Source organism: Chromobacterium sp. Ag138 (assembly GCF_055181315.1).
Genome location: NZ_JBUPWA010000001.1, coordinates 2,449,823 through 2,461,286, shown reverse-complemented (window position 1 = coordinate 2,461,286; position 11,464 = coordinate 2,449,823). Strand labels below are relative to the sequence as shown.

The window sequence follows — 11,464 nt, the reverse complement described above, 5'->3', positions numbered from 1 at the left end:
TAGATAATCACACAGGCTATTATTTGAGCGAAAAAGCGCGGGCTCAGCCGCCGAGCTTGCTCAGCAGCTTGCGCATCAGCCGTTCCAGTTCGGCTTTTTCATCGGCGTCGAAGTCCGTCCACAGCGAGCGATGGATTTCGCGCGTATAGGGCAGCAAGTTTTCCACCAGCGCCACGCCGGCGGGGGTCAGTTCCAGCACGATCTTGCGCCTGTCCTCGGCGCTGGCCGAGCGGGCGGCCCAGCCGTTTTTCACCAACTCGTCCGCGATGCGGGTGGCATTGGTGCGCGAAGAATCCAGCGTTTCGCTGATATCCGATGGATTCAGCATCTGGTTCGGACAGGCGTACAAGGCCAGCAGCGCCATCCACACCGTCTCGTTCAGGCCATGTTGCTTCAGGCACTCGCACAGATGGGAGGTCAGCCGCGGCACGATGTGGAAGATCAGGCGGGTCAGGATCACTTCCTGGCGGGGCACGCCGGGAAAGCGGGCCTCGACGCGGCTGATCGCTTGCTCCAACTGGGAAAAGGACTTGTTTGGACTCATGCCGCTATTTTAGTAACGCACGGTATTATTTTTCAAGTAATAATAATCCTGCTAATGAAGTGCGCGGAGGAAGTGTGGCGAAATGACAATCGATTTGATGGAAATGCGGGGGCGGGGGGCTCGGAGACAGGGCGCGCGGCGGCCATCAGAAACGCCGCCGCGGCTGGGACTGCGGATTTATTCGCTTAGCAGCTTGAGGACTTGTTCTGGCGGGCGGCCGATCACGGCGCGGCTGCCGGCGATGGCGATAGGGCGTTCGATCAGGCTGGGGTTGTCCACCATCGCGGCGATCAGGTGCTTGCGCTCCAGCGTGATGTCGTCCAGGTAGAGGTCGGCGTATTCTTCCTCTTTCTGGCGCATCAGCTCGCGAGGCTCCAGGCCCAGCATGCCCAGCAACTGGTCCAATTCTTCATAGCTGGGGGGGTGCTTCAGGTATTCGATGACTTCGACTTCGGCGCCGGCTTCCTCCAGCAGGCTGAGGGCGGCGCGGGATTTCGAGCACTTGGGATTGTGATAGAGACGGATCATGTGGCTTCTCCCTTGTCGTTGATCCGGGCTGCTGCGGCATGATGGGCAGCATAACCCGCGGCTTGTGGGTTGGGAAGGGGCGCGCATCGTTGCATGAAAGCGCCGGGCTGCCAAGTTTTCCGGCCGGGTTTGGCAAGCGCGGCATCAACCGTTAACATTCGAACATTATCCGAGATTCTTACGTCATGTCCCGTACTTCCCGCACACACTTCGGCTTGGCCGCGCTGCTGGCCGGCTTGTCCACCCTGGGGCCGTTTTCCATCGACACCTTTTTGCCGGCGATGCGGGCCATCGGTTCCACGCTGTCCGCGTCGCCGCTGGAAATGCAGCAGGCGCTGACGGTCTATCTGTTCTGCTACGCGTTGATGATGCTGTGGCATGGCTCGATTTCCGACGCGGTGGGCCGCCGACCGGTGATATTGGCGACCACGCTGCTGTTCGGCCTGGCTTCGGTCGGCTGCGCGCTGTCCAATACCCTGGGTCAGCTATTGTTGTTCCGCGCGTTGCAGGGGCTGTGCGGCGGCGCCGGCCTGGTGGTCGGACGGGCCATCATCCGCGATCGGCTGGAAGGAGCGGCGGCGCAGCGACTGATGTCGCAGGTGACCATGCTATTTTCGCTGTCTCCGGCGATCGCGCCGGTGGTGGGCGGCTGGCTGTTCGGCGCTTTCGGCTGGCATTCCATCTTCGCGTTCATGGCGCTGATCGGCTTCGCGCTGTTCGCGCTGTGCTGGTTCAGCCTGCCGGAAACTCATCCCAAGGCGGCGCGGCAGCCTTTGCATCCTCGTCCTCTGTTGGCCAGCTATTGGAGGGTGGGGCGCACCGTCAATTTCCAGTTGCTGACCGCGGCGGTGTCGTTCAATTTCGCCGGCTTTTTTCTGTATGTGCCGTCTGCGCCGGTGTTCCTGATGCAGCATTTGCATCTGGGGCCGACCGAGTTCCTGTGGCTGTTCGGCCCGGCGGTATCGGGCATCATGTTCGGCGCTTACCTGTCGGGGCGCATGGCCGGGCATTTCTCGCCGCGGGATGTGGTGTCGCGCGCTTATTGGCTGATGTTCGCTGCCGCGCTGGCCAACCTCGCCTACAACCTGCTGGCCGCCGAGCAGGCGTTGCCTTGGGCGGTGTTGCCGCTGGCGCTCTACACCACGGGCATGTCGTTGGCGGCGCCGTCTATCACCTTGAACCTGATGGACCAGTTTCCGGAGTTGCGCGGGACCGCGTCGTCGCTGCAGGGCTTCTGCCAGACCATGGTGTCCAGCCTGGTGGCCGGCGTGGTCGCTCCCCTGGCCTGGGCCAGCCCCTTGAGGCTGGCCCTGGTGATGAATCTGCTGCTGGTATTGGGTTTCATCTGCCGGATGGGATACCGGCGGCGGATTCAGGCGGCGGAGAGAGTGTGAGCCGACGGGGATGGTCGGCCGCGTTTTTCAATGCTCGTTGCGCAGCGCGAGGGCGGGGGCTGGCTCCAGTTGTTTGGCGATTTGCCTGCTGCCGAACAACTTGGCGTGTACCAAAGACCCCAGGGCACCGAACAGAAAACCCAGCACCAGCCCTGATACTATGATCTGGCTGCGGCGAGGCTTGCTTTTCAGTTCTGGAGGCACCGCGTTGTCCAGTACCTGGATCAGCGACGAGTCCTTGGCTTCGTCTATCTTGGCTAGCTCGTATTGCTTGGCCAGCAGCTCGAAAATGGTTTCTTGATATTTGACCTCTCTCAGGCGGCGCAGGTACTCCAGGCCGCTTTGCGCGACTTTGCCTGTGGGGACCAGAAGGTCGCCGCGGCCTTCTTTTCCGGTTTCCATTTTCCCCAGTTGTTCGCGTAGCCCAATCAGCTCCTGCTCCGTGCGGATATAGAGCGGATTCTGCTGCGTGGCGTAGCTGCGCATCGCCTCCAGTTGGACTTCCTTGGCGGCGATGCTGGCGCGCAGCTGGGTCACTGAGCTGACAATGGCGGGCAACTGGCCTTCCGGTTGGATCAGGCCTGTTTTTTCCTGAGTTTGGCGCAGGGCGGTTTCCGCGTTGGTCAATTGCTCTTTGGCCTGTTTCAGCTGCTGTTCGAAGAATAGTCGCCGTTTAGCGGCGTCCGTCATGGCGAGCACCTGATTCAACTGTTTCAGCTCATCGACATAGGCGTTGGCCAGTTGCGCCGCGAATCGCGGATCCGTGTCGTCGACACTGATGTTGATCAATCCATCTTTGCCATTGACGATGACCGTTTGGGTTTTCAGCGCTTGACGGGCCCCGTCCAGCGTTTTCTGCTGATAACGCTCCTTCAGCCGGAGGCGTTTGATCAGGTTGTCGGCAACGGTGCGGCTTTGCAACATGCCGATATAGAGATCATTGGGGTTTTTCAAGCCGCTGATCCCTCCCGCCATGCCCGCCAGCCCCCCCAGTTGCCCCAACAGGGCGTTCATGCCACTGTTTTGCTGAAGGGGAGGCATGATGGAACTGGTGGCGGTGAAGACGGGTTTGGTCAGCAGGCAGTAAGCTAATGCCGCGCTGCTGAATAGCAAGGTGCTGATGGTGATCCAGAGTTTGTATTTCTGCAGCGTGGACAGCAGTGCCAGCAGATCAAGTTCGTCGCTGACCGGCGTGTTTGTCGGATTCGTCATTTTCCTCCCCTCATGCTGGATATGGAAACTTATTTCAATACCTTCAGGCCGGCAGCACCGAGACCGAACTGGTACAGAATGCTGGTCCACTCCTTCAGGGATTGGGTCCAACTGCCACTATTGAGCTCTTCCGGAACCACGATTGTGTCGCCCGGATTGATCCGCTTGCCGCTGACGCCGGAGAACCAGTTTCCACTGTCGTTGCTGAAGACAGTGCCGTCGGCGCGCAATACATAGGTGGACGACTTGTCGCCGGAGCTGGTCACGCCTCCTGCTAGCGAGAGATAATCGCCGACCGAACGCTGGGGGCGGTAGATGAAGGCATTGTTCTGGTAGACGGCGCCTAGAACATAGACAGTGCCCGGGCGGCGGGGAATCTCGATTTGGTCGCCATCCTGCAGCTCCAGATCTGGCAAGTCCTTGGCTTGAGCGTCCGCGTCTTTCAGTTCCAGCACCACGCGTCCTTCCGATTTGACCGCGCGCATTTTCTTCGCGATCTGGCGTTGCCCCTCGACTTCTGCATTGACGGCGGCGATGGTGTCCTTGTCCGTGAGTTTCGCCAGTCTTAAGGCCGCGGTTTGCTCCAATTCCTTTTCAAAACGATTGGCTACCTCATCCAGTTTTTGCTGTTGCATCTGGCGTATGCTTTCCCGTTTGAGCGTGGTTGCGAAGGCATAGCCGTCTTCGTCCAGGCCGCCGAGGCGCATGATCAGCTGACGCAATGTTTCGCCGCGGCGAATCTGGAAGGTGCCGGTCTGCTTGACCTCTCCTCCTACGGTGACGAACTCATCTCCCCGCTGCACGCTGACTGCCTGCGCGCCTGGGACATGCAGGCGGAAGATGTCACCCGCGTTCAGCGCGACCGCGCTCAGGCCCTGGGTAGAGCTCTGGTTGCGAATGAGGTTGACGAAGCGGTTGTCCACGCTTTTTTCCAGCAGCAACGCTTTGCCTTCGGCGGCGGATTCCAGGCCGCCGGCCCAGTGCAGCAGGTCGCTGGCGGTTTCTCCGGGGCGGAATTCGTAGATAGCCGGCGTCTTGACGTCGCCCAGCAGGGCGACGCGCGGGCCGGCTGCGGGAATCTGGACCACGTCGCCGTCGCGCAAGGTCTGATCGGCGGATTTGTCGCCGTTAACCAAAATACCGTACAAGTCGACCTTGGAGATGGCGCGGCCATCCCGCATCAGGGTCACGTTGCGCAGGCTGCCGCTGTCATCCGGCCCCCCAGCCTTCAGCACGGCGTTGAACAGCGTGCTCATCGCGTTCAGCGTATAGCTGCCGGGTTGGCGCGCGTGGCCTACGACATAGATCTGGACCGCCCGGCTTTGCAGCAGGCTGACGCTGAGATCGAAATTGTTGAAGACGCGGCTGACGCTCTTCTTAAGCGTCGCCTGAAGATCCCGGTAGCGCACGCCCGCCACGGCGACGCTGCCTACCCGCGGCAAGTAAATCGCGCCGTTGCGATCGACTGTCAGCGTCAGGTCGATATCCACCATGCCCCAGCCCTTGACCTGCAATTGGTCGCCGCTGCCGATCACATAGTCCGGATTGACTTGCACGCCGTCCGGCGCCTCGAAGGCATTGCCCGGATTGCGGAACAGGCGGCTGTCGAACAGCGGCAGCGTCTGTTCCGTGGCTTTGCGCACGTAGTCGGTGAACGGGGGGAGTTTGGGTTTGCCATCAAGCGGATTGATCGCATAACCGTTGTCATCCAACAGGTAGCCTGATTGTTGTGGATATCCAGTCAAGGGATAGCCCGACATGTATGACGACCGGCTGTCGCCGGGTTTCTTGTCCTGCACTTGGGCGGATGCGGGCATGCTGTTTATCGATGGCAGGCCGTTGAGGCTGTCGGTCTCGTAGCTGGGCATGCTGGGGTTCGGATAATTGACGATTCCAGATCCCGCCGCATGCAGATGGATGCTGCTGCCCAGAAGGCAGAGCGCCAGAAGGGATTTTCCAGTCGATTTCAGGATACGCGCAGTCATGGTCAGGGTTCCTATTGTTCAGACTTATCGGAGAGGGACTTCTATTTGCATGCCTAGCTGTTTCGGCGTGGCGATCAGGCTGCTGTGGTACCGGCTGTCATTGCGCTGGGCTTGCCACAGCCAATTGCCCATTGCGTAGCCGAGCAGGCCGCCCGCCGCGACGTCGGACAGCCAGTGGTCGCGGCTGGCCGCGCGTCCCGCCGCTCCTAGCGCGGCGACGCCGTATAGCCAAGGTTGATCGTATTCCTTGGCGAAAGGTGTGACGGATGCGAACAGCACGGCGGAGTGATTGGAGGTGAAGCTGCTTTGCAGCCGCGACTCTCCAGGCCCCTGAGAGCGCCATGTGCTGTCGCCGGTGCTGGGGCGAGCGCGATTGACGGCCAGTTTCAGTACTGAGTTGCCGGCAACGGCGGCGACACTGGATTCCAGCGCGATCAGCCCGGTATTGCTCAGCCTGTCGTCGCCCAGCGCGAACGCGGCGCCGGACAGGGCGACCGTAGCGAGAGGAAGGCTCTTGCCCAGCTTGCCCCAATCCCGAATTAGGCGGTTGTCCTGACGCTTGCTGAAGAACCGGTCTACCGGACGATCCAGGCCCGCCGCGGCGAAAGTGGCGACGCTTGCTGCGGCAAGCGCTGCGCCTTTGTCGTCCAACTCCAGCCAGCGATTGCCGCTGTCTTCCAGGCGCAGTCGTATCGCAGGCCAGGGATGGTAGCTGGGCAGAGGGGGGGTGACTTGCGGCAGGTTTTGCTCGTCGGGTCGCTCGGCGAAGTTGCCAAGACCGTCGTAGCTGTCAATGTCTCGTTTGGGATCGCTTAGGATTTCGTAGAGATCTCCCGGCGTCATGACCATTTGACCGACATCGCGAGTCCATGGGGATAGCGAAAAATCCCCTACGGTTCGGGCATCGAAGGTCAGCAAGCTATTGAGCGGGATTGACAGGAACATGCCTTTGTCGTTGTAAGGCTTAGTCGGCGATCCGGGGTTGGTGATGTCATTGCCGTTGGTTTTTGTGTACCAGAATCCGGCTTCAATGCCCGAGCGGAAGCGGCGTTTGAGTTCCAAGCGCACGCCGTTGTCCTTGGCCAGGAAGCGACCGGCGCGCATGGTGGCGGTAACGCCCATCGGCAATTTGTAATGCAATGATGCCAGCGCCGTAACGGTTTGATAGTCGCGTCTGCCGAACCAGCCGTTCACATCGCGTTGTTGTAGTCCATCAATCGATAGATCCACTGCCCAGTTTTTGTTGAAGCCTGGGTAGTACAGGATCTGGCCGCCGGCACCGCGGAACATCTCCTCGTACAAGCCGGCCGACAGCCGAGCATAAGTGCTAGGCGAAAGCGTTATGTATTGGTTCAGTAGCAGACGGTTGAGCTTGGGAGTTTTGATGCGCTTGTAATCGGCAATGTCGGACCGGACATGGGGCAGCAGACTGTTGGAAGGCTGCTTCACCGCGGTAATGGTGTTATAAAGATCGGCGCTCAAGGCGCTGTCCAGATACAAGCCTTTGGCTAGGCGGCGCTTGTAGGTAGCCTCTGCCATGATGTCGTAATGGAATGCGCCGCTGGGGTCGTTGAAATAGACCCCCATCTTGGGGGCGAGATGGAAGCGGTTGTCTTCAGTGTCGTCGCTGGTGACCTGTATCAAATCGCCTTCCTGGTTGGTCAGCAGGTTGACGTCTATGCCTTCACGCAACGTCAGCGCCAGCGTCCTGCTATCCAGCGGCATGACCTCCTCGTCGCGCCCCGATTTGATGTTTACCGTCTGCAGGAAGCGATCGCGCCCTACCTTGCCTAGCAGGTAGTCGTTCAGCGTCGGCAGGTCGTAGAAGCTGTAGGTGGCAACCGGCTGTTCTAACTCGGTGTAGACTACCTTGATTTCCCGCGTTTCCAGCGGAGCGAAATACAGCGCGGTGCGCATCGCGCGGCCAACGGCCCTGCCGACATTGGAAATGCGGCTGTTGCCCAGCTCCATGACCAGGCTGTCGCGCTGCATCGCGATCCGGATGTTCTTGAAGTCCTGTTTGCCGAGTGAGGTGGCCAGCGCCTTGGCCCTGTCGGGGTTGCTTTGCCATTGAGCGAGGGTTGGCCGGGGCGGCAGGTCCGGCGCGCCGGTGTAATAGGCTGGCTCCTGTATCTTGGGAACGAACTCTTTCAGATTGAGCGGAATATCGATTTTGGCATTGATGCTGGAATGCGTTTTCTGGCGCGCGACCTGCAAACCTAGCCAGCCCCATTGATATTCCAATCCGACGGCAGGCCCTTTGTTCCGCTCCGCTGCGAATGTTTGGTTGAAGAAGGGATCGGAACGGTAGTCGTTGGCATCGTATTCCGCGACCAGCGACCAGTTTGGCAGGAAACTGGGCGTGAAGCGCATGCCGCCGAAAACGCCATTGATGCGTTGCTGGCCGTAGCCTAGCGAAACTTCCAGATTGGGCCACAGATTCTTGCTGGCGACCAGATAATTGCCTTTCCAGAGCCGGTTGCCCTGGATGTCAGTGGTGCCGAAGGCTATGGCAGGCATCCATGCGGACTCATCCCATAGCTTGAGCTTCAAATCTATGGCTTTGTCCTTGTAACGGCCATAGCCGCCCCCGTATTGCTGATCGCTAAAGCCGGGAACGCCTGAAATGGATGTATAACGCCCGGATACTTCCAGCCATGGGAATACCGTGGTGGACGTCCACAATATGCCATATGGCTTGTCGTAGCCATAGCCAAAGCTGAAGGTGCCGTCTTCCCCCACTCGGGCCGACGGCATGTTGATATAGCCTATTTGCCCAGTCAGTGATGGCTGGGCAAACGCGTTGCAGGCGAGGAATAACGGCAGTCCTCTCCACAAAGCCCCCGTGACCAGATAAGACCTGGATTTATTATGCATGTACCGCGGTCCGAGCTTTAGATGTAGCTGGTGCTACTTATACGCGCGCCGATAGGCGGCCCCTAATGCAATAAAGCTAACTACCAAGGTTTTAGGCTTTTATTATAATGACTAACTTTATTTTTATGACAAAGTCATTTATTTTTCGTAAAGAAGACTCTAACTTGAGAAAGCTATGGGAAAAACTAAGCCAAGCGATTCGACTTTCTCAAGTCGGCTCGCCTGGCCTGCGCTGGCGTGAAGCCAATCAGTGGTGGGTCGCCGCGGAGTGGCTCGATGAAGAGTTGCTATTGCTAGAGACAGCAACAGCGGCGGCGACGGCTGCGCCGATGGCGGCGATGGTGCCTACGCTGAGACCGGCGATGCCGGCGGTAGTGCCGGCGACACCAGCGGTGCCGGCAGTTGCGGTGCCAGCCGTGCCGGCGGAGCCGGCTGTACCGGCAGCACCAGCTTCTTCAGCGGCAAAAGCCGAGGTGGCAAGCATGGAGGCTAAGGCGAGGATGACGATTTTTTTCAGCAGCATGGCGAATCCTTTGCTCAAAAGTTGACCCACAGAAATTCAGTTATCAGGCTACTACTCGTCTTTGATGATATGTGAATCTTCACATTTTTCAAGGCAGATCTGATGACGTTATCGTGAACCCCATGCTCGCCCCGCGCAACACTGCGTTTGGACAGTGTCACGCCAGCCAGAAATCCTGCCGCTGGCGGTGAGCCAGCAGCAAGCGTTGAAATACCGCCGGATCTTTGGTGTAGGTGAGTTCCCCGCTTGCCGGCTGGTACAGGTCCTGCAGCCGCGATACCCAGAAGCGAAGCGCGGCGGCCCTTAGCATGACAGGCCAGCAGGCGCGTTCGGCGGCCTCCAGCGTCCGTTCGGACTGGTAGCCTTCCAGGAAGGATTTCGCCAGCTCATCGTCCAGTTCGCCGTCGTCGCGCCGGGCCCAGTCGTTGACGGCGATGGCCACGTCGTACAGCAGGATGTCGTTGCAGGCGTAATAAAAGTCGATGAAGCCGCTGATGTGGTTTCCATCCAACAAAACATTGTCGCGGAACAGGTCGGCGTGGATCACGCCGCTGGGCAGATGGTCAAAGCGGTGGCCGTCTTGAAACTGGATTTCCTCGCCCAGCAACGCGGCCTGGTCGGCTGGCAGCTGCGGGTACAGCTGGCGGCCGGTCCGGCTCCACCAGCGGGGACCGCGCGGATTTTCCATCCGCAGCGGGAAGGTGGCGCCGGCCTTGTGCATCTGGGCCAGCATCTCGCCGACCGCGCGGCATTGATCGGAGTTGGGGTGGCTGACGTCTCTTCCCGACAGGCAACTGACCAGGCAAGCAGGCTTGCCGGCCAGCATCGAGGCGAAGTTGTCGGCGTGGTCTGCGATTGGCGCCGGACAGGCGACGCCGTGTCTGGCCAGGTGGCTCATCAGCGTCAGATAGTAGGGCAGTTCGTCGAGCCGCAGCGTTTCGAACAGCGTCAGCACGTAGCGGCCGTGCGTGGTGGTGACGAAGTAATTGGTGTTGGTGATGCCGGCAGCGATGCCTTGCAGCTCCTGCAATTGCCCCAGCGCGTAGCCTTGAAGCCAGTGTTGCAGCGATTCCCGGCTGACCGTGGTGTAAACCGACATGCCGCCTCCGTCAGAATCGCACCAGGACCCAGCGCGGGATCACGATGCGGGTGGCGGGGTCGATCTGTCGCATGTTGCCGGAACCGTTGTCGTCTATCAGGTAATAGGGCACGCCGTGGGCCGGCGTGACCTTGACCATGTACAACTGGCCGTTCAGGCGGTACTCCTCGATCTTTTCATCGCCCTTCTGGATCAGGCGCACTTCCGGTTCCGCCTCGGCGGCATTGGAGGGGCTGATCGTCGGCGGCGGAGGCACCACGGCCTTGGGCGGAGTGGTGGGCGCTTCGGCGGCCAGGGCGGGGGCCAATGGCAGGAGAAGAAGCAGGGCGGTGAGGCGGCGCATGGTTTGTCCTTTTCGTATGCGATTCTTGTCGTCTGTTTACGGTTTTGTTGCCAGCACGCAGCCCAGCCGCCTGGTTTGGATGGCTGGGCTGTCATTTGAGGCGGTTGTCCGCCGGCGCATGGTTGCGTCAGGCGCCCATGATACTGCGGACGGGCGCTCTCGCGCCCCGTGTCTGGCGGAAAACGGCTGCCGCCGGAAAAAGACCGCAAGCAGACAGTTACAGGTTGAGCAGCTGTTCGCGCTCTTCGGGCAGCGCGTCGAAGCCGCGGGTTTCGTAGTGTTTGAAAATGGTGTCGACGATTTGCTGCGGGTCGTCGATCAGTTGGATCAGGTTGAGATCGTTCGGGTTGATCATGCCTTCGCTGACCAGGCGCTCTTTCACCCAGTCCAGCAGGCCGCTCCAGAACTCGCTGCAGCACAGGATGATGGGAATCTTGCGGCTCTTGCCGGTCTGGATCAGCGTCAGCGCCTCGAACATCTCGTCCAGCGTGCCGAAGCCGCCGGGCATCACCACATAGGCGATGGCGTGCTTGACGAACATCACCTTGCGGCTGAAGAAGTGGTTGAACTTGACCGACAGATCCTGGTAATCGTTGGGTTTTTGTTCGTGCGGCAGCACGATGTTGAGCGCCACCGACGGACTTCTGCCGTAAAATGCCCCCTTGTTGGCGGCTTCCATGATGCCGGGGCCGCCGCCGGATATCACCGAGAAACCGGAGTCGGACAGGCGGCGCGCCACGTCTTCGGTCAATTTGTAGTATTTATGATCGCGCGGCGTGCGCGCGCTGCCGAATATGCTCACCGCCGGGGTAATGCCTTGCAGTTCCTCGGCCGACTCGACAAACTCCGACAATATCTTCATCACGTGCCAAGCCTCGCGGGAACGGAAGCGCTGCATCATGGCGTGACGGTCACTGGTTTGCGGCAACTTATCGGACAAGCTCATACTTCTGCCTCTT

10 protein-coding genes are annotated in these 11,464 nt (G+C 59.9%); 2 read left to right on the top strand and 8 right to left on the bottom strand.

Features of this window, described 5'->3' with window-relative positions:
- Nucleotides 1-43: 43 nt before the first annotated feature.
- Both ACY3GB_RS11250 and arsC read right to left on the bottom strand, forming a co-directional pair.
- The gene (locus ACY3GB_RS11250) at nt 44-544 is read right to left on the bottom strand and encodes a MarR family transcriptional regulator (protein WP_463088816.1); all 501 of its coding nucleotides are present in this window, start codon (nt 542-544) and stop codon (nt 44-46) included.
- A 177-nt stretch (nt 545-721) separates the two neighbouring features.
- On the bottom strand, nt 722-1,072 hold the full coding sequence (gene arsC, locus ACY3GB_RS11245; RefSeq protein ID WP_463088815.1) for an arsenate reductase (glutaredoxin): 351 nt from the start codon (nt 1,070-1,072) through the stop codon (nt 722-724).
- 185 nt (nt 1,073-1,257) lie between these two features.
- On the opposite strand from arsC, the gene ACY3GB_RS11240 reads away from it, so the two are divergent.
- Nucleotides 1,258-2,466 (top strand): multidrug effflux MFS transporter, encoded by a 1,209-nt coding sequence (locus ACY3GB_RS11240; RefSeq protein ID WP_463088814.1) that lies wholly within the window; start codon nt 1,258-1,260, stop codon nt 2,464-2,466.
- 27 nt (nt 2,467-2,493) lie between these two features.
- Here ACY3GB_RS11240 and ACY3GB_RS11235 read toward each other — a convergent pair whose 3' ends face one another.
- From ACY3GB_RS11235 to ACY3GB_RS11225, 3 genes are read right to left on the bottom strand one after another with little or no spacing between them, the layout of a single operon-like run.
- Nucleotides 2,494-3,678, bottom strand: coding sequence for a GumC family protein (locus ACY3GB_RS11235; protein ID WP_463088813.1), 1,185 nt, complete (start codon nt 3,676-3,678; stop codon nt 2,494-2,496).
- 29 nt (nt 3,679-3,707) lie between these two features.
- On the bottom strand, nt 3,708-5,663 hold the full coding sequence (locus ACY3GB_RS11230; RefSeq protein WP_463088812.1) for an SLBB domain-containing protein: 1,956 nt from the start codon (nt 5,661-5,663) through the stop codon (nt 3,708-3,710).
- Nucleotides 5,664-5,687: 24 nt separating this feature from the next.
- Nucleotides 5,688-8,540 (bottom strand): YjbH domain-containing protein, encoded by a 2,853-nt coding sequence (locus tag ACY3GB_RS11225; protein WP_463088811.1) that lies wholly within the window; start codon nt 8,538-8,540, stop codon nt 5,688-5,690.
- 107 nt (nt 8,541-8,647) lie between these two features.
- Here ACY3GB_RS11225 and ACY3GB_RS11220 point away from each other — a divergent pair, with 107 nt between their 5' ends.
- Nucleotides 8,648-9,088, top strand: a complete 441-nt coding sequence (locus ACY3GB_RS11220; protein ID WP_463088810.1) for a hypothetical protein — start codon at nt 8,648-8,650, stop codon at nt 9,086-9,088.
- Nucleotides 9,089-9,220: 132 nt separating this feature from the next.
- Here the strand turns inward: ACY3GB_RS11220 and ACY3GB_RS11215 are convergent, their stop codons facing one another.
- The 3 genes from ACY3GB_RS11215 to ACY3GB_RS11205 all read right to left on the bottom strand — a co-directional run bounded on the left by ACY3GB_RS11215 (nt 9,221) and on the right by ACY3GB_RS11205 (nt 11,451).
- Nucleotides 9,221-10,162, bottom strand: coding sequence for a homoserine kinase (locus ACY3GB_RS11215; protein WP_463088809.1), 942 nt, complete (start codon nt 10,160-10,162; stop codon nt 9,221-9,223).
- Between the two features lie 10 nt (nt 10,163-10,172).
- The gene (locus tag ACY3GB_RS11210; RefSeq protein WP_463088808.1) at nt 10,173-10,505 is read right to left on the bottom strand and encodes a DUF2782 domain-containing protein; all 333 of its coding nucleotides are present in this window, start codon (nt 10,503-10,505) and stop codon (nt 10,173-10,175) included.
- A 217-nt stretch (nt 10,506-10,722) separates the two neighbouring features.
- On the bottom strand, nt 10,723-11,451 hold the full coding sequence (locus tag ACY3GB_RS11205) for an LOG family protein (protein WP_463088807.1): 729 nt from the start codon (nt 11,449-11,451) through the stop codon (nt 10,723-10,725).
- Nucleotides 11,452-11,464: the final 13 nt, after the last annotated feature.

Coding starts and splice junctions, on each gene's coding strand:
- ACY3GB_RS11250 (WP_463088816.1), bottom strand. CDS start 544: ATGAGTCCAAACAAGTCCTTTTCCCAGTTGGAGCAAGCGATCAGCCGC.
- arsC (WP_463088815.1), bottom strand. CDS start 1,072: ATGATCCGTCTCTATCACAATCCCAAGTGCTCGAAATCCCGCGCCGCC.
- ACY3GB_RS11240 (WP_463088814.1), top strand. CDS start 1,258: ATGTCCCGTACTTCCCGCACACACTTCGGCTTGGCCGCGCTGCTGGCC.
- ACY3GB_RS11235 (WP_463088813.1), bottom strand. CDS start 3,678: ATGACGAATCCGACAAACACGCCGGTCAGCGACGAACTTGATCTGCTG.
- ACY3GB_RS11230 (WP_463088812.1), bottom strand. CDS start 5,663: ATGACTGCGCGTATCCTGAAATCGACTGGAAAATCCCTTCTGGCGCTC.
- ACY3GB_RS11225 (WP_463088811.1), bottom strand. CDS start 8,540: ATGCATAATAAATCCAGGTCTTATCTGGTCACGGGGGCTTTGTGGAGA.
- ACY3GB_RS11220 (WP_463088810.1), top strand. CDS start 8,648: ATGACTAACTTTATTTTTATGACAAAGTCATTTATTTTTCGTAAAGAA.
- ACY3GB_RS11215 (WP_463088809.1), bottom strand. CDS start 10,162: ATGTCGGTTTACACCACGGTCAGCCGGGAATCGCTGCAACACTGGCTT.
- ACY3GB_RS11210 (WP_463088808.1), bottom strand. CDS start 10,505: ATGCGCCGCCTCACCGCCCTGCTTCTTCTCCTGCCATTGGCCCCCGCC.
- ACY3GB_RS11205 (WP_463088807.1), bottom strand. CDS start 11,451: ATGAGCTTGTCCGATAAGTTGCCGCAAACCAGTGACCGTCACGCCATG.